At 37.0% G+C, this 18,634-nt stretch carries 14 protein-coding genes and 1 tRNA gene; 6 read left to right on the forward strand and 9 right to left on the reverse strand.

Annotated features, from left to right (window positions below):
• Positions 1–81: 81 nt before the first annotated feature.
• Positions 82–1,413, reverse strand: a complete 1,332-nt coding sequence (locus JF75_RS06110) for a DUF2325 domain-containing protein (RefSeq protein ID WP_046332290.1) — start codon at positions 1,411–1,413, stop codon at positions 82–84.
• 87 nt (positions 1,414–1,500) lie between these two features.
• Positions 1,501–3,264 (reverse strand): DUF2207 domain-containing protein, encoded by a 1,764-nt coding sequence (locus tag JF75_RS06115; protein WP_046332291.1) that lies wholly within the window; start codon positions 3,262–3,264, stop codon positions 1,501–1,503.
• A 202-nt stretch (positions 3,265–3,466) separates the two neighbouring features.
• On the opposite strand from JF75_RS06115, the gene JF75_RS06120 reads away from it, so the two are divergent.
• Positions 3,467–3,540: transfer RNA gene (locus tag JF75_RS06120), tRNA-Arg, on the forward strand.
• 52 nt (positions 3,541–3,592) lie between these two features.
• Here JF75_RS06120 and JF75_RS06125 read toward each other — a convergent pair.
• The gene (locus JF75_RS06125; protein ID WP_052726878.1) at positions 3,593–4,024 is read right to left on the reverse strand and encodes a hypothetical protein; all 432 of its coding nucleotides are present in this window, start codon (positions 4,022–4,024) and stop codon (positions 3,593–3,595) included.
• A 556-nt stretch (positions 4,025–4,580) separates the two neighbouring features.
• Between JF75_RS06125 and JF75_RS06130 the strand changes: the two genes are divergently transcribed.
• The 3 genes from JF75_RS06130 to JF75_RS06140 all read left to right on the forward strand — a co-directional run bounded on the left by JF75_RS06130 (position 4,581) and on the right by JF75_RS06140 (position 8,548).
• Entirely contained in the window at positions 4,581–5,618 is a 1,038-nt protein-coding gene (locus tag JF75_RS06130; protein ID WP_046332292.1) for a PTS sugar transporter subunit IIC, read from the forward strand.
• 68 nt (positions 5,619–5,686) lie between these two features.
• Positions 5,687–6,043 carry an arsenate reductase family protein gene (locus JF75_RS06135; RefSeq protein ID WP_045928279.1) on the forward strand — a complete coding sequence of 119 codons (357 nt, stop codon included), beginning with the start codon at positions 5,687–5,689 and terminating at the stop codon, positions 6,041–6,043.
• 105 nt (positions 6,044–6,148) lie between these two features.
• Positions 6,149–8,548, forward strand: a complete 2,400-nt coding sequence (locus JF75_RS06140) for a Xaa-Pro dipeptidyl-peptidase (protein WP_046332293.1) — start codon at positions 6,149–6,151, stop codon at positions 8,546–8,548.
• A 123-nt stretch (positions 8,549–8,671) separates the two neighbouring features.
• Here JF75_RS06140 and carB read toward each other — a convergent pair whose 3' ends face one another.
• The 6 genes from carB to JF75_RS06170 form a co-directional block, all read right to left on the reverse strand.
• Complete coding sequence (carB, locus tag JF75_RS06145; protein ID WP_046332294.1) at positions 8,672–11,854, reverse strand: carbamoyl-phosphate synthase large subunit; 3,183 nt, start codon at positions 11,852–11,854, stop codon at positions 8,672–8,674.
• Positions 11,847–12,932, reverse strand: a complete 1,086-nt coding sequence (locus tag JF75_RS06150; protein ID WP_046332295.1) for a carbamoyl phosphate synthase small subunit — start codon at positions 12,930–12,932, stop codon at positions 11,847–11,849. The genes carB and JF75_RS06150 overlap by 8 nt, the downstream gene beginning before the upstream one ends.
• Positions 12,929–14,206: a dihydroorotase gene (locus JF75_RS06155; protein ID WP_046332296.1), complete on the reverse strand. Its 1,278-nt coding sequence runs from the start codon at positions 14,204–14,206 to the stop codon at positions 12,929–12,931. Before JF75_RS06155 ends, JF75_RS06150 begins: the two co-directional genes overlap by 4 nt.
• Positions 14,206–15,162 (reverse strand): aspartate carbamoyltransferase catalytic subunit, encoded by a 957-nt coding sequence (locus JF75_RS06160; RefSeq protein ID WP_046332297.1) that lies wholly within the window; start codon positions 15,160–15,162, stop codon positions 14,206–14,208. The genes JF75_RS06155 and JF75_RS06160 overlap by 1 nt, the downstream gene beginning before the upstream one ends.
• Positions 15,163–15,307: 145 nt before the next feature.
• Entirely contained in the window at positions 15,308–15,850 is a 543-nt protein-coding gene (gene pyrR, locus JF75_RS06165; RefSeq protein WP_046332298.1) for a bifunctional pyr operon transcriptional regulator/uracil phosphoribosyltransferase PyrR, read from the reverse strand.
• Between the two features lie 196 nt (positions 15,851–16,046).
• Entirely contained in the window at positions 16,047–16,970 is a 924-nt protein-coding gene (locus JF75_RS06170; protein WP_046332299.1) for a dihydroorotate dehydrogenase, read from the reverse strand.
• 245 nt (positions 16,971–17,215) lie between these two features.
• Here JF75_RS06170 and pyrF point away from each other — a divergent pair, with 245 nt between their 5' ends.
• On the forward strand, positions 17,216–17,923 hold the full coding sequence (gene pyrF, locus JF75_RS06175) for an orotidine-5'-phosphate decarboxylase (protein WP_046332300.1): 708 nt from the start codon (positions 17,216–17,218) through the stop codon (positions 17,921–17,923).
• A 1-nt stretch (position 17,924) separates the two neighbouring features.
• Positions 17,925–18,560 (forward strand): orotate phosphoribosyltransferase, encoded by a 636-nt coding sequence (pyrE, locus tag JF75_RS06180; RefSeq protein WP_046332301.1) that lies wholly within the window; start codon positions 17,925–17,927, stop codon positions 18,558–18,560.
• Positions 18,561–18,634: the final 74 nt, after the last annotated feature.

An 18,634-nucleotide genomic window follows, 5' to 3' on the forward strand; every position in this document is an offset into this window, starting at 1 on the left:
TGGTTATGCTTGATCATTCTTAAAATCGCTTAAACTATAACTCAGAGGAATTTTTCTTAAATTATTAAGAAATTATAAATATTACTGTTCAGCAAGTTCGTATCTAATAGTCTGATTGCCTTCGTATGCTGGTAGACCTTTTTCAGCCCGATATAATGCTCGTTCAAACGCTTGGTAGCCTTTACTTGAACTAACGGCAAACTTGATATGGTATTTACTGGCAAATTCTCTGATATTCCAAGTACTGTCATGAGCTGCAAAAGCCGTAACCAAAATCACGATATCTAGATCTTTAATTTGGTTTTCAATAACTTTTTTTCTGCCCTGAAAAGCATCAATAGGAATTGGAATACCGCCATAACGATTAACTATTCCTTCAAGCATAGCTTCATTTTGATTATTACCAATGGCAATTCCAACTCTTTGATAATGTAGGTCCATAGCTAGTTTAGGTAAATCAACTTTCTTTGATTCAGCAGTACTTTTTTTCTTTTTTGTGCCAATAGATTTCTGGGGCTGTTCAATTTGATAAACCCAGCGAATTTGAATTGCCTCAGCCGGATTCTTTTTCAGACGCACGTCCCCATCATACCAAGCTAAGTCTACTATTGAACCATCAACTAACTTAATATTTTCATCCCAATATTTGCTTGAATCAACTGGTAAAAGAATTGCTTTACCATGAACCCGCAATTTTTTACCTTGAGCATTACGCGAAATAGCCAGATGTCCGGTTCGTCCTTGAACTACTGCATACTTAAAGGTTGAAATAGAATCAACTTCCATACTGGGCAAATCACGATAGCCAACAATCCTTAAAATAGTCGCTTCATAATGAGAACTTTTTTCTTCTGGTACAGCTTCAACGATGTCTCCACTTTTCAAATTCAGGGAATGGATCTGTGATTCTTTTAACGTATAAACGGTCCTATTGCTATCATTAATCAAATCACAGCCTGACAATAAACGAATTACCGTATAACGCTTCCCTTTTCGGTAATCCCTTGGAGGTTTTTTAGGTGTAGCAACTGCTTGCTCAAATACTTTTTTATTGATTAAATCTTTTGAAGTCCCAAGTGACTTTATTGCTTCTTTTAAATCAACTAAATTTTGACGGTATTCTTTATTGATACCTTGGGCAAGCGTTAATTTCTGCGTAGCCGAAAGCACTGTATTTTTAGCTGAAATGTTTGCCGGATTAGTAATTAGTCGCGTTAGACTTGTTAATAATAAATTAAGCTGCTGTAAATCAACTTCTACAGTATCTTTATTTTTTACGGTTGAATTGGTTTTTTCTTCCCTATCAGTAATACCTAAGATCAGTTTTATTGCAGCCAAGCCATTCTTAAGGCTCTTCTCATCTCCGGCAGTCTGATTAAGAATCCTTTTTAAATTATTGCGATAATCGAACATCTTTTTACCTATCTCTTTTTAATTTACTTAAGTATAGCAAAAGCAAAAAAGTCCAGCGTTATGCTAGACTTAAAATCAAAACTTATACTAGAAAGCTCCACCACCGGAACCTCCACCAAAGCCACCGGATGAACCACTGGAAAAGCTGCTTGAACCAGTAGATATACTGTCGTTAAAGCAAGAATCAAAGTTGGCAGAAAAGCTATCTTTGCCGGTATTAGAGGCAAAACCATAGTAAAAGTAATCACTCTTAGCCAATTCTTCTTGACTAAATTCGATTTTGAGCTGTTTCATTACTTTATTAGCTAAACCAAAAGCAACAGCATAAGGCATGATGTCTTCCCATAAAATGATGTCACCCACATCCTTCATCTTAAACTTACCGATATCTTTCAACATTTTCTTGAAACCACGTATCTTTTCGGTTTCAATTTTTCCTTTTTCTGAATAAATACCTGTCTTCCTGATACTGAAAATCAGCGCCAGTAAACTCAAAATTAGGATCGAAGCTTCGCCAAAAACTATCACTAAAATAAACTTAAGTGAGCTCATTAATGCTACTACAGAAGCAGCAAAACTGATGACCATCATTAAAATTATGATAGCAATATTTTTATTTTTTCGATTTATTAATGAATCAGGCAAATAAACTTGCTTTTCTTTGCTGTCAAAATAATCTCCTGCCCAAAAGTCAAAATCATTGCCTAATCTCTTACCATGATATTTTTTCAAGGCTTGAGTGGTAAAACTAGTTCCATCCCCAATCTTGTTAAAGAGTGTTTTCATTAATCGGCTTTCGTCAACAATACTTTCGTCTATCGCGGTTATCCGATAATAAGTTTTAAGATGGGCTTTATAATCTTCAATCTTAATTTTTTTCTGTGCTGCCAGTTCCATCAAATAAGCGGTAAACGCACGATTATCCGGTTGCTTTGCAGTATCCAAAATCTGCGCTAATATGGGATCCACATCAGGTATTTCATAGTTATGGGCTAATTCACGAATTTTGCGGGGCTTAAAACCAATCTTTTTGGCCCTAAAGCCCTTAATGATACCTAAAAGTCCTGCTATTATACTCACAGCAATTAGCCAGAGACTTCTTCTTACCCCTTTTTTTTGCTTTAATTCCGTATTTCGCGCTAACTCTTTTTCTTGCTTTATCACTGCCTGCCTGTGATTCTTATTTTTGACATTTTGATTGTTGGCAGTAATTTTAGGAGGGAAAATAGTATGAACTTCAATACCCATGTCACCAGCAAGATTTTCAGCTGTCATGACAATTTTTCCTTTTTGAGGATTAACTTGCAAATGACCATCAAGTGGTCCGTGGGCCCATGCTTTTAGACCCTTTACAGGCCCTGGAAAAATCACACTGGCTCTGACATAGTCCAAATCTCTATCCCAGCCATTGCCGATAATCTTAAAGTTAAGTTCCGCAACATCCCGATAATTGGTAATAGCATTAGTGATACGGTAAAAATAGGTAACAGTAAAATGACTATTATTCTTTATATTATGAAATACTTTAAAACGGTAACCTTTTTTACTTCTTTTAAGATCATAATTCTCTGTTTTGCGACCCTTGTTTTGATCGTCCTTGACTGTCACTTCGATATCGTCAAGTTTCTGATTCGATTGTAAATTTTGGCGATAAAAAACACCATGTGCAGAGCTGTTAAATTTATAGGTGATTGCCCTTTTCATCGACAACGAACCATCAGAATTCACTTTAGCAGTGGTGATGTTTTTAGCAATATCATAATCAACATCTGCTTTTACTTCTTGTCCAGAAACAAAGAAAAATAAAAGAATTCCTATAAGAGACATCAGTTTTAGAATTTTATGTTTCATGCTTTTTCCTATCTTTCATTCTTCACTTTTCTTAATTATACAGGTTGTGAAATACAATTAACAAATGAATTTTCACTCCCTTAATCCTGCCACCTATCTAGCTTTAAAAATAAGTTCGACAAAAAAGAAATTTCCAGTTGCAATTACAACAACTTTTCTCTATAATAGTTAATGTTCTTGCGCGGGAATACGCAAAACTGACGGTCTGGTAGCTCAGCTGGATAGAGCAACGGTCTTCTAAACCGTGGGTCGTGGGTTCGAATCTCACCCGGATCATTTTTCAAAAAAAGAGCTATAACAAAGCGTGTTATAGTTCTTTTTTTGATCGCTAATTCTTCTTGATTTTTGATATCAGCACTTTTTGACGTTTTGGATTTAACCGGTAATAACCTGAGAAAATTCCCAAAAAAGTTAAAACAACTGTTCCGATAACCAGCAATAAAATGCTATCTTCATGAAGTTCTCCGATAAATTCATATAGAGAAGACACCATCTTCAACCAACCACCAAGAGAAACAAAATACCAGGCAGTAGCCTTATCAATAAAACTCATAGCTGTACGCAAATCAGATTCATTTTTGATAATACTACCTAAAATCTTGACTGCACGCCGTTTTTCAAGATAAATTTTGACAATAGGTATAATCCAGTACAAAGGAGAGATCTTTGGTTGTGCTTTACTTGATTGGTTAAATTCCTTCAAAAACCATTCATAATCATAAAGCTCCATTAATCCCTGATAAAGAGGAAAGGCAAACAACAACCAATCTCCTAAGAAACTGATGCAATTAATAAACAGTGAGATAATAAACACTTCTTTCTATATCTTTTTATTATAAAACTGAATTATTATTTTTACTTGCCATTATTTTAGTCGTTACCGACCTGTTATTCAAAAAAGTTATTCAAATCTTGGCAAGCTATTTTGCTAATTGAAAAAGAAAAAATATTTTTTTAATAATTAACTAACTTTTTCTTTCCCAATAAAAAGACTATTAGATACTTAAAGCTTGATATACCAATGAAATTTTTTCTTTAAAAATTCTCTTGCTTTTTTTATGCTATTAAGTTATGATATTGCTTAAATATTTATGAGAGGTAAAGATTATGACGGCAATTAAAAAAATTAATCAACCGCAAGTTAAATATTATTTCTGGTACTTCAGCTATTTGATCTGAGTGCCTAGTTTGTCATTGTCTTAGACACACAGTTCAATCTTCATGACAATTGTGTGTTTAAAAGATTTAAGTACTTTCTTCTCTGAAGACTCACACAGTTGTCGTCATCTGTGTGAGTTTTTTATTGGGAGAGTAAAATGAATACTTTAAAAAAGATTACGTTAGATACACTAAATGGCTTATCAACAGGTATAGTTGTAGCTTTAATTCCTGGAGCCTTAATTAATCAGTTGGTAAAAGCACTCTTGCCAAGCATGCCACAATTAAGCTTTATTTTAGCTTTGACCACCTTTGCTTCGGCATTATTGCCAGCAATCAGTGCCGTCTGTGTTGGTATGACTGGTAAATTAACACCCATCCAAACTTCATCTATTGCCTTAGCGGCAACAGCTGGAGCTGGTAACTTTGTGATGAACAAAGGCAAGGTTGGGGTTATGGGCAGTGGTGACGTTATTAATACGGCCATTACTATTATGATAGCTTACGGCTTAGTTTTGTTTTTTGGTAAGAAATTGAAAGCATACACAATTCTATTAGTTCCATTACTTGTTCTGCTAATAGCTGGAGGAATTGGCTGTCTTACCCGCATCCCTGTTGGCCAATTAACTAGTTTGATCGGTGTCGGAGTTGAAAAATTGACGGCATTGCAACCAATTATTATGGGAATGTTGATGGGAATAGTATTTGGATTACTTATCGTTTCCCCTATTTCTTCAGTCGGTATTGCCACCGCGATAAGCATTTCTGGCATAGCTTCCGGTTCTGCCAATTTAGGTATCACAGCCGTTGCTTTCTCTTTAGCTGTTTTCGGTTGGAAAGCAAATAGTTTTGGTACATCAATTGCCCACTTCTTAGGTTCTCCTAAAATGCAAATGGCTAATCTAATGACTAATCCCAAATTACTTATCCCGCTTTTAATTAATGCCGGTATAATGGGTGCCTTAGGCGCAGTATTTCAAATTCAGGGTACACCAATGAGTGCAGGATTTGGCTTTTCAGGTTTAATTGGCCCTATTGCCGCCATGGCAAATCGCCCAGCGAATTTGGTTAATATTATATTAATTGCTGTTCTTTTCTTCGTGTTACCTATTGCATTAGGCATCGCAATGAATTACCTTTTTAATAACAAAGTTCATCTTTTCACTAGTAAAGACTTTGAACTGGATTTCAGTTAGTTTAAAATACTCTACTCTTCTGGTTTATCAGTCTTATTGCTATAATTGAAGTAAAGGAGAGTATGAATATGATAAAATTCTATGGTTACAAGCGTTGCTCTACTTCAAGGGCTGCTCAAAAATGGCTGACGGAGCACAATGTTGAGTTCGATTTTCAAGATTTGGTCGAAGAACCGCCAAAAAAAGAAGATCTAGTAGAATGGCTGAGCCAGCATCAAGATCGCGGCTTAAAATATTTTTTTAACACTCACGGTCAAGACTATCGCAAATTACACCTTAAAGATCAAATTGCAGATATGTCAATTGCAGATGCCGCTGACATGATGTCCAAAAATGGAAAACTAATAAAAAGGCCTCTGGTTGTTGAAGGTAAAAAACTGACCTGCGGTTTTAATGAAAAAATTTACGAAAAAGTTTGGTTATAAATTTAATATTTAAAAAGGAGGTATTGAAAACAGTACCTTCTTTTTTATTAATCAGCTTTCTAATATCATTGTTAACAGGTAAAATAATACAAAAAGGAGAATTTTATGAAGTATAACCAATACGCTTATGTGGAAACTGATTACAAAACAGAAGTTAAAGAATTATTGCAAATTAAATTTTTGCCAATAGATTATGAAAAACGCTCTTTTTCCAATCTTTTAGGAGAGCTGATCGCAAATGCAGTGGCAGTGATTAGCCCCCGCGACGAAAGTGCTCGCAAAGCAAAATTAGCTGAGTTTGCAGTTTCAAGTGTCCAGCCTCTTAATGCTTTTTTAGATACCAATCCCGAGGAAATTGCTTCTAACCAATTTTATAATGTTGCATTGCAGCTTCTTGGCTATCATGTTGGCTACGATTATCAGCTAAATGACCCTTTGGCTTTTATGAAAAAGCAGGCATTACCTTATATTGAGAAAATTAATGACAAGCAGTCTCTTATTCAAGCTTTCTATCGTTTGCTTAATACGCGCGCTAAAAATGGACAACTGTTAATAGACGTCATGGCTGGTCAAGGCTATTTTTACAATAGAAAAACGGAATTTGCGCAGAATAAGTTTCTCTTTTTTAATGGTAAAAGTATGCCTGTTTTTGATACCAGCAAGATAATCCGTGAAGTTGTTTATGTTGAAAGTGATTTGGACACAGACGGTGATGGCAAAAGTGACCTTTTGCAAACGACAATATTTCGTCCAATTGAAAGCGAAACCTTACCGGTTCCCGCTCTTTACACTGCCAGCCCCTATTTTGGCGGCATCATTGATAACGAAAAGCGCAACCACAACGTAGATGAAAATTTGACTGATGCGACTGAGTGGACTAACCCACAATATCAGGCTTCTGCAATTGTTAAAGCCAAAAAGCCTCTGGATAGTGAAAGCTCATACAAACCGGTAGAACAGGCTGTCGGCAAATCTTCTTACGGTTTGAACGAATATATGCTAGCTCGTGGCTTTGCCAGTGTGTTTGCTGGTGCTATCGGAACACGGGGCAGTGATGGTCTTAGAATTACTGGTGCTCCAGAAGAAACCGAAAGTGCCAAGGAAATAATTGAATGGCTACACGGAGATCGCGTTGCTTATACTGATAGAACAAGGCAGCACGAAACCAAAGCAACTTGGTGTAATAAAAAAATTGGGATGACTGGTCGTTCCTATTTAGGCACTCTGCAAATAGCCATTGCTACTACAGGTGTACCTGGCTTGAAAACAGTTATTTCTGAAGCTGCTATTTCTTCTTGGTATGATTATTACCGCGAACATGGCTTGGTGATTGCACCAGAAGATTGCCAAGGTGAAGATCTGGATATGCTTGCAGAAACTTGTCAGTCTAACTTGTGGGATGCTGGAGATTATTTAAGAATAAAACCTAAATTTGACGAAATGCAGAAGATTTTATTAGAAAAGGCCGATCGCAAGACTGGTCAGTATTCAGATTTCTGGGAAAAACGCAACTATCGCCATCATACTGATAATATTAAATGCTCCTGGATTAGCGTCCATGGTTTAAATGACTGGAATGTCAAGCCTAAGAACGTCTATAAAGTTTGGCAAAAGGTCAAAGACCTTCCTATTGCACATCACCTTTTCTTGCATCAGGGACCCCATTATAATATGAATAATTTGGTTTCAATTGATTTTACTGACCTAATGAACTTATGGCTGGTTCATGAACTCTTGGGCATTGAAAATAACGCCTATAATCAGTGGCCAACTGTGCTTATTCAAGATAACCTAAAAGCAGATCAGTGGCACAAAGAAAAGGATTGGAGTAATGACATTGGCAGCGAAACTGTTTATTTCCCTAATTCCGATAATGAGTTAACCAAAGATACTAGCAGCAAGCAAAAACTTTCCTTTACTGATACTGGCGGAACTGAATTTAAGAAGGCAAAAATTTCTGAGAATGACTGGCAATACCAATTTATTTGTGGTGAAGAAAAGTGGGCAAAAGCCAGCTTGCGTTTTACCACCGATGAATTTATTCATCCAGTAACAATTGTGGGACGACCGGAAATACGGCTGAGTGTTGCATCCAGCCTTAACAAAGGACAGATTTCTGTTGCTTTAGTAGAAATTGCTGATCGCAAGCGTTTGACTCCTACCCCTAAAATTTTAATGCCTGGTGGACAAGAACTGGGCTTCCATTTTCAACTTGACTCTTTACAAGAATTTATGCCTGACAAACTAACTCACGCCAAATTGATTACCAAGGCGCACATGAATCTGCAGAATTATGCAGATATGAAAAAGCCAAGTAGTATTAAAGCCGGTGAGTTTTATGACTTGCAATTTAAATTACAACCAACTTATTACACAATGCCGGCAGGCAGCAAGCTTTGCTTAATTATTTATTCAACTGACCAGGGAATGACGAAAAGACCTCTTGAAAATACAGATTACACAATCGATCTGTCTAAAACCGCCATTAAATTTAGCACTAAATAACTTGGATTTTATATATATCGGTACCTCTCAAGGTGGAACATAAAAATGACCCCCAAATTTATCCTAATTTGGGGGTCATATCATTTTTAACACAGTTGCTTTTTTAAATTAAATTGGAAAATTCTATTTTATGTTTATTGTAGCAAACGACCTGTTTTCTAAAGCAGTTAGCAATGCACGTGCAGTATCCAAACTGGTAATTAGCGGAATGTTTTGCTGAATGGCTGTTTGACGAATGACAAAGCCGTCAGAAGTTTTAGCCAAATCATGTCCCATAGTGTTGATTACCAAGTCGATTTTGCCGTCTTTTAATTCATTTAGAATGTTTGTGTCAGTATCTTCATGAATTTTATCTACCAAAGCAACATGTAAATGATTTTGTTTTAAAAATGTTGCTGTACCACTGGTAGCAAAAATACGGTAACCGATTTGGGCAAATCTTTTGGCAATAGGCAAAATTTCTTGTTTATCACGATCTTCGATTGTTAATAAAATATTGCCACTGTCCGGAATATGCATGTTTGCACCTGAGAAGGCTTTGTAAAGTGCCTTAGGAAAACTAAAATCACTACCCATGACCTCACCAGTTGACTTCATTTCCGGTCCTAAGTAGCTGTCAACATCAGAAAGCTTGCTAAATGAGAATACTGGGGCTTTAACACTAATCATTTTGGTTTCTGGTGCCAGGCCATCATCATAACCCTGCTCCTGTAAGCTTTCACCCATAATTACTCTTGTTGCCACCTGCGCCATTTCAATAGAAGTAATCTTACTTAAAAAAGGTACAGTACGACTAGCACGAGGATTGACCTCAATAATATAAATTTCACCATTGCGCTCAATTAACTGCAAATTCATTATTCCGCGACAATTAAGCTTTAACGCTAACTTCTTAGTAATGTCCGCTATTTTTTGTTTAATTGCGGGAGAAAATGTTTGAGCGGGATAAACAGCCATGGAATCTCCGGAGTGAACTCCAGCATGTTCAATATGTTCCATTATTCCGGGAATAAGGACCCTTTCGCCATCGCAAATTGCATCGACATCACACTCGCGCCCATCAAGATAATCATCAACTAAGATTGGATGACTGCTTGCAATATCCACATGATTTTGCAAATAGTCTTCAAGTTCTGGCTGATTATAAACAATTTCCATTGCTTTTCCACCCAAAACATAACTTGGTCTGACTAAAACCGGATACCCCAACTTGTTTGCTGCTTTGATAACACCATCATGTGTAGTAGTCGTAATTCCTTGCGGTTGCTTTAAGCCCAATTCTTTTACTACTTGATCAAATAATTCGCGATCTTCAGCTCTGTTCAGGTCTTCCACACTGGTACCCAAGATTTTAACACCATGCTTTTCTAGCCCAGCTGCCAAATTAATTGAAGTTTGACCACCAAACTGGATAATTACACCTTCAGGCTGCTCAAGATCACAGACATTTAAGACATCTTCTAAAGTGAGTGGCTCAAAGTATAATTTATCTGACACCGAAAAGTCGGTTGAAACGGTTTCGGGATTTGAATTAATGACAATAGCTTCATAACCCATCTTTTGTAATGCTTTAACGCAATGCACAGTGGCGTAGTCAAATTCCACACCTTGACCAATCCTGATAGGTCCTGAACCAACAACCAAGACCGATTTCTTGGCAGTTTTTTCACTCTCATTTTCCGTATCATAAGTAGAGTAAAAGTATGGTGTTTCTGAGACGAATTCCCCAGCACATGTATCAACCATTTTGTAAACGGGTAAAAGATGATTTCTCTTGCGTAAATTACGCACATGATCTTCATCTTCGTGCCACAAATTGGCAATAGTATGATCACTAAAGCCGTACTTTTTGGCATTTTTGAGCACTGCCAGATCATCAGGGCCAGCTGCAATTGATTTTTCTAAATCAACAATATGCTTAACAATATCTAAAAAATAGAAGTTTATTTTAGTCAATTCATGAACATCAGACATTGAATAGCCCCTGCGGAAAGCTTCAGCTAAATAAAAGAGACGGTCATCTTGCGCTTTAACCAGCTTATTTTCCAGCTCTTCATCACTCGCATCATGTGCTTCAGTTGAATAAAAATCTTTTTGGTCAATTTCTAAAGAGCGCACAGCTTTTTGAAACGCCTCTTCAGCTGTCCTGCCAATCGCCATGACTTCTCCAGTTGCTTTCATTTGGGTTCCCAGTTCACGATTTGCTTTGGCAAACTTATCAAAGGGCCAACGAGGGATCTTGCAGACCACATAGTCCAATGCTGGTTCAAATTCGGCAAATGTAGTGCCTGTTACCGGATTTTTAATTTCATCTAAAGTCAGACCCACAGCGATTTTAGCAGCCATCTTGGCAATGGGATAGCCAGTAGCCTTTGACGCTAATGCAGAAGAACGCGAAACCCGGGGATTAACCTCAATGACATCATAATTAAAACTGTTTGGATCAAGGGCTAATTGAACATTGCAACCACCTTCAATTTTTAGTGCCCGAATAAGTTTTAAAGAACAATCCCGTAACATCTGATATTCCTTATCAGATAATGTCTGAGACGGTGAAAAAACAATTGAGTCGCCCGTATGAATACCAACAGGATCGAAGTTTTCCATACAACAAACAATCATGGCATTATCGTCATGATCTCTCATGACTTCAAATTCAATTTCTTTATATCCTGCAATTGAACGCTCAATTAAGCATTCGGTAACTGGTGACAATTCCAAACCGTTTTTAGCAATTTTAGCTAGTTCATCCCTGTCATTACAAATACCGCCGCCGGTTCCACCCATAGTGAAAGCTGGACGCACGATTATGGGATAACCAATCTTATCTCCAAAATCTAATGCCTCTTGTACTGTCTTAACACTAGTTGATGGTGGCACAGGCTCCCCTAATTTTTGACAGAGCTCTTTAAACTTTTCTCTGTCTTCTGCCTGTTCAATTGAATCAAGCTTTGTCCCCAATAATTCGATGTTTAATTCATCTAAAATACCACTTTTAGCTAATGATAAAGCCATATTTAAACCAACTTGACCACCTAAAGTTGGCAAAATTGCATCAGGAAATTCCTTACGGATAATACGCGATACAGATTCCACAGTTAACGGTTCAATATAAACCTTATCAGCTATTGAAGTATCGGTCATAATTGTAGCAGGATTAGAATTGACCAGTACCACTTCATAGCCTTCTTCACGCAGTGCCAGACATGCTTGCGTGCCCGAATAATCAAATTCTGCAGCTTGGCCAATAATAATTGGGCCTGAACCAATTACCATTATTTTTTTAATATCAGTTCTTTTAGGCATGATTTTCAACGTCCTTTCTTTGGTCAATCATTTGCATAAAGTAATCAAAGATGCCTTCTTCATCGTGCGGGCCCGGTGTACTATCAGGATGAAATTGCACGGAAAAAGCAGGATATTTCTTATGCCGCAAACCTTCTACAGTCCCATCATTAACTTCAACATGTGTAATCATTAAATTATCAGAATCAATTGAATCCCGACTAACAGCATAGCCATGATTTTGAGAAGTAAACCCAATGTTACCTGTGGCAATTTCACGTACGGGGTGATTAAATCCGCGATGACCAAATTTCATTTTGTAAGTTTTTGCACCATTAGCCAGAGCAAAAACCTGGTGACCCATGCAAATTCCCATTAGTGGGATCTGCTTTTCCACTTCTTGAACCATTTTAACGGCATCTTTCATTTCTAGAGGATCTCCAGGTCCATTAGAAAGCAAAACGCCGTCCGGATGAAGAGATAAAATTTTTTCAGCTGATGTAGTATAAGGCAGAACGATACAGTTGCAATCTCGTTGGCTTAATTCACGCAAGATGCTGTTTTTTAAGCCAAAATCGACTACAACAATATTGCGCTTTGAGCCTGGTACAGGATAAGATTTTGTAGTCGCAACTCTCTTAACTACGCCCTTTGAAAGCTGACTTGCTTTTAACTGCTCTGCAATTTCAGCAGCTTTCTCCCTAGAATCACAAATTTGACCCTTCATTGTGCCGTGGGCGCGTAATTTTTTAACTAATTTTCTGGTATCTATTCCTTGAATACCAGGCACATCTAATCCCTTTAAAAAATCTGGTAAAGTAGTTTGCATGCGCCAATTATCAGGATGACGTGCCACTTCATGGCAAATCACTCCTTTTATGCCTGGTTCGAGTGACTCATAATCTGCTAGTGTGATCCCATAATTGCCAATTAATGGGTTAGTAAAAACTAAAATTTGATCTGCATATGATTGATCTGTAATAGCCTCTTGATAACCTGTCATTCCGGTGGTGAAGACTACTTCGCCTTTAGTGGTTTGGCTTCCACCAAAGCCTTCGCCAGCATATACACTGCCATCTTCTAAAATTAAATATCTCATTTACTTTCCTCACTTTGAAAAACAATCTGGCCATCAACCATTGTTAAAACTGTTTGACCGTAAACTGCATCATTATTAAAAGGAGTATTTTTCCCTTTAGACTTAAAATTAGCTGCATTAATAGCTTCTTTTTTATGAAGATCGAAAATTGCAATATCTGCCGGTTGACCTAAAGCTATTTTTCCAGCTTTTGTTAATCCAAAAGCTGTGGCGGGAGCCAAAGTGAGCCAATTTATTAACTGCTCCAGAGTAAAAATACCAGTTTTAACAAATTTAGTGTAAAGTTCGCAAAAAGCCGTTTCACTGCCAACAATACCAAATGCAGCCTCAGCAAAACCATTTTGTTTATCACTTGCAGTATGAGGTGCATGATCAGTAGCTATCATGTCAATTGTGCCATCAAGCAATCCAGCTATAAGTGCTTCTTGATCTGCTTTGGTTCTCAAAGGCGGATTCATTTTAAAGTTAGCATTATCACTAATAATATTTTCTTCTCCTAATAGAAGATGATGAGGAGCAACTTCGCAGGTAACATTAATACCTTTGCTTTTAGCAATTCTGATCAATTCAACACTTTTTTTAGTAGAAACATGGCAAACATGGTAATGAGCGCCAGTCTTTTGCGCCAATAATAAATCTCGGGCAATTTGAGTAGTTTCAGCTAATTCAGTAATCGGAGCTAAATTAAATTCACTTGCTTTTCTACCTTCATTTATCACGCCTTGATTGAACAACGAATCATCTTGAGCATGTTCGGCAATAATTAAATTATTAGCTTGTGCCTTTTGCATTGCCAGATACATCGTGTACGCATTCTGCACACCTTTGCCATCATTGCTCAGTGCAACGCAGCCAGCTTTTTTTAGAGCGGCATAATCAGGAATTTCATTAGTATCTTCATTAACTGTAATTGGTGCATATTGCAAAACATGAATTACACCATTTTCACAGTTGTTTTTCACCATTTTACGCATCAGCTCTGGCGTGTTGGGTACAGGGACTACATTTGGCATTGCACAAACCGTAGTGAAGCCACCATGTGCTGCTGCTAGTGACCCTGTTTTGACGTTTTCTTTATCAGTTTGTCCCGGATCTCTGTAATGAACATGGACATCGATAAGTCCAGGGCTAATTAATTGCTTTTTGGCATCAATTATATTTTCCGCTTTCAAATCAGTACCAATTGCAGAAATTAGGCCATTTTTAATTAAAAGGTCACCATGCACTATTTCTCCGTTGGTATAGATATAGCCATTTTTAATTACAGTTGCCATCAGGACAATCCCCCTAATTTACGTCCTCGCATAACTGCTTCAATCATTGCCATTCTCATAAAAACGCCATTTTCCATTTGCCTTACAAACCGACACTTAGGAGCTTCAACTAAGTCACCGCTAAGTTCAACATCATGATTAATGGGACCTGGGTGCATGATAATAGCATCATCTTTCATTTGCTCATACCTTTTTTGATTAATACCAAATTTTTCATGGTAGCTTTTGGCGTCAAAATTTGCTTCGTTAGGATCACCTGCGTGTCGTTCATGCTGCACTCTTAACAACATCATCACGTCCATTTGATTTATCAAGTCATCAATGGGCTTATATTCACCATACTTATCGTATTGTTTGTCATACCAATAATCAGGACCAGAGAAATAAACCTTGGCTCCCAGTCTGGTCAAAAGTTCCATATTACTTTTAGCAACTCGCGAATTAGTAATATCTCCTACGATAGCTACTTTAAGACCCTTAAAATGTCCAAAATGCTCATGAATTGTCATCATATCAAGCATACATTGTGAAGGGTGCTGCCCACTACCATCTCCTGCATTGATGACACCAATATCAAGATGTTGGTTTTGTTTGGGATGTATCAGTTGGTTATAGTATTCATTTTCAGTATGCCTGATAACTTCAAGATCAATCCCAAGAGCTGCCATAATAAGCGAAGTATCATAAAGCGTTTCCCCTTTTTTGGTTGAACTGTGTGCAGGATCAAATGGTATTACACTTAAACCCAATTTTCTTTCTGCCATTTCAAAACTTGTGTGAGTCCTGCTGGAATTTTCAAAAAACATGTTGGTGACAAAAACGGGATGCGTTAAATGCGGACGAGCTCCACCGTTTTTGAAGTATTCTGCTCGCTCGATAAGTGCCATTACTTCTTCAATTCTTAAACTTTCAACACTTACAAATGATTTTAGGGTAACAAGATTAATATTCTTCATTTTTGCTCTTTTCCAAAAAAATAAACCTAAAGCTTTTTCAGCTCCAGGTTTAGCAAAAGGGTTTTTCGTATAGTTAGAGACTCAATAAAAGAACTCAAACCCTTCTGACCCTCTCTGGAGCCAATTAAACGGTTGAATTAATTTTTTATTGTGGCAATGGTTTTAATTCCACACTGTCTTTATTATCAATTTCTTCTACATTGACGGCAATTTCTTCATGTGATGAAGTTGGTATATTTTTACCAACGAAATCTGCTCGAATTGGTAGTTCGCGATGACCACGATCAACTAAAACGGCAACGGCAATTGAACTAGGTCTGCCTTTATCCATTAAAGCATCCATTGCGGCTCTGATTGTGCGACCGGTAAAAATGACATCATCAACTAAAATCACGTGTTTATTGCTAATTTCAACACCAAGTTCACTCGAATTAACAACGGGATCTAGTTTTAATGTTGCATCATGACGATCATCACGATATAAAGTAATATCAAGTTGACCGAGTGGAACATCAACACCTTCAAGCTTCTGAATACGATCACGAATACGTTGAGCTAAATATACACCACGAGTTTTTATTCCTACCAGAACCAAATCCTCTGTGCCCTTATTCCGTTCAATGATTTCATAAGTAATTCTTGTCAACGCTCTTTTCATTGCTGAAGCGTCCCAAATTTCTTTAGTCATTTTTTTCTCCTATAGTACATTGCCCATGAAAAAAGCACTTAATCTATTTGAGACTAAATGCTTTGTAAAAGTCAATACTTAATTGAGCTTTCCTTGCTAGCCTCACGGGACTAATTTTAAAGGACATCTGTTTAAATATACTGTTTCAAACTTAAATTGTCAATAGTAAAGTTAAATATTGCTGATATTAGCTTTTTTAATTATATTCAACTTGACCAACTAAATCTTTAATATCATTGACTCCCAAACTATTCAAAACCTGCGGTAAGTCATGGACAATATGAAGACAAGCTAAAGGATCTTTAAAATGGGCACTACCTACTGCAACAGCGTTAGCACCAGCAAGCATAAATTCAACCACATCTTCAGCAGAGGAAATTCCCCCCATGCCGATAATTGGCAAATTGGTAATTCGCCTTACCTGATTAATCTGGTATAAGGCAATGGGCTTCACTGCAGTACCAGAATAACCACCAAAATTATTTCCCAGCAGAGGTTTGCGAGTCTTAATGTTAATCCTCATGCCAGTTACAGTATTTATTAAGGATAAGCCATCAGCACCACCAGCTTCAGCAGCCTGTGCTAATGCCACTATATCAGTTACATTAGGTGTCAACTTTACAAAAACGGGCAAATCAACTGCATTTTTTATTGCAGCAGTTAGCTTCTCCACCACTCTTGGGTGAACACCAAATGACATTCCACCTTGAGCCACATTGGGGCAAGAAACATTAATTTCAACAGCAGTAACCATTTTTGAATCTGACAGTTTTTGGGCAACTTCAAAATAGCCATCTTCACTTTCACCACCAACACTGGCAATTATTGGTAGAGCTGGATATTGCTTTTTAATAGCAGGCAACTTATCGCTAATAACCTTATCAACCCCTGGATTGGTCAACCCAACTGAATTTAATATGCCATTATCTAAAACTGCAATTTGGGGTTGCGGATTTCCTAAACTTGGCTTAGGTGTAGTCGTTTTAATAACTAGTGCTCCCAGTTCATTCAAGTCAAATTTTTTTGCTGCTGGTACATCCCCAAAGCCGAAAGTACCACTAGCCGGCATCACCGGGTTTTTTAAAGTAAATCCAGGCAATTTTACACTGATATTTGTCATATTACCCTCCAAAAATGTAAGCTCACTGTCAGTACAATTATTTTTGGATATATTTTACACAATTTCTTTACTTTTTAAAAACAAAATTTTATTGTATTTTATAAATAAAAATGGTAATCTCATTATTGATAAACTTTAAACGGTACAGAGAGACCGCAAGTTAAAAACATGACTTAAATTAAATATAAAAGGTCTATTTTGATGCACTCTCGTACCAGAATAGACTTTTTTTGTGGAGGTTTTTAATGGAAAAAGCAGTGTTTGTAGCTTTGGACTTTGACAGCCAAAATAAGGTTCATGAATTACTAGCAAAATTGGGACAGCCCCAAGAAACATACTTAAAGATCGGCATGGAACTTTATTACCATTATGGATCCGATTTTGTAGAAAAATTAGTAAATCAAGGCTATCATATTTTTTTAGATCTTAAATTACATGATATTCCCAATACAGTTTATCAAGCTGCTAGGCAAATTGCTCATTTAGGTATTTTTTGCACGACTATTCATGCTCTAGGTGGCAGTGAAATGATTTACGCCGCAAAAAAAGGCTTGATAGATGGCACACCAACTGGAAACAATACTCCTAAATTATTAGCTGTGACTGAACTGACCTCAATTTCGGAAAAGATTTTGGCAAACGAACAAAATTGTTCATTATCAATGACTGATCAAGTTGTTAGTCTGGCACAAACTGCAAAAAAAGCTGGAGCAGATGGTGTAATCTGCTCACCACTTGAGGTAAAAAAATTAAAAAAACAGGTTGGTTCTGACTTTTTATATGTAACACCGGGAATAAGATTGTCAAATAGCACCACTGATGATCAAAAGCGTATAGCCACGCCACAAAAGGCTAAAGAATTTGGTTCAAGTGCTCTTGTAGTGGGTCGACCAATTACGCAGGCTGAAGATCCTGCTTTAGTTTATCGAGAAATTAAAAAGGAGTTTGAGTAAAATGCATCAAGATCAAATTATTAATAAGTTAGTTGATAAAAAAATTATTACAATATCCCCTGACAAACCATTCACTTATGCAAGTGGCATGTTATCTCCCATTTATACTGATTTAAGATTAACTGTTTCCTATCCAGACTTGCGTGACTGGATTGCTTCAGATTTAGCAGCTCTTATTAAAGAAAAATATTCAGATGTTAGTATAATCGGTGGCGTTGCTACTGCCGGAATTCCCCATGCGGCCTGGGTTGCTGCTAAATTGCACCTACCAATGATTTATGTACGGCCAAAACCAAAAGATCATGGAAAAGGTAAACAAATTGAAGGACTTTTTAATAGCCACGACAGAATTGTATTAATCGACGATTTAATTACAACTGGTGGGTCAGTTATTAATGCGGTAAAAGCAACTGAAAAAGAAGGCGGTAATGTAATCGGCGTGAGTTCAATATTTACTTATTATCTAAAAGATACTAAAGCCAATTTTGCTCAAGCTAAAGTTGACTACAGTCCTCTGTTAACATATCCTGAACTGCTCCAAAAAGAAAAAGAGATGAAATATATAACTCCAACAGAATATGAAGCTTTGAAGAACTGGCACGAAGATCCTTGGGAATGGGGTAAAAAGTTCCAATAAAAGCAAAGCTAATTGTTTTATGAGATATTAAAAGCTGACTAATCTTTTGCTATAACAAGACTAGTCAGTTTTTC

Origin of the sequence: Lactobacillus kimbladii, assembly GCF_000970755.1 — a bacterium.
GTDB lineage: Bacteria > Bacillota > Bacilli > Lactobacillales > Lactobacillaceae > Lactobacillus > Lactobacillus kimbladii.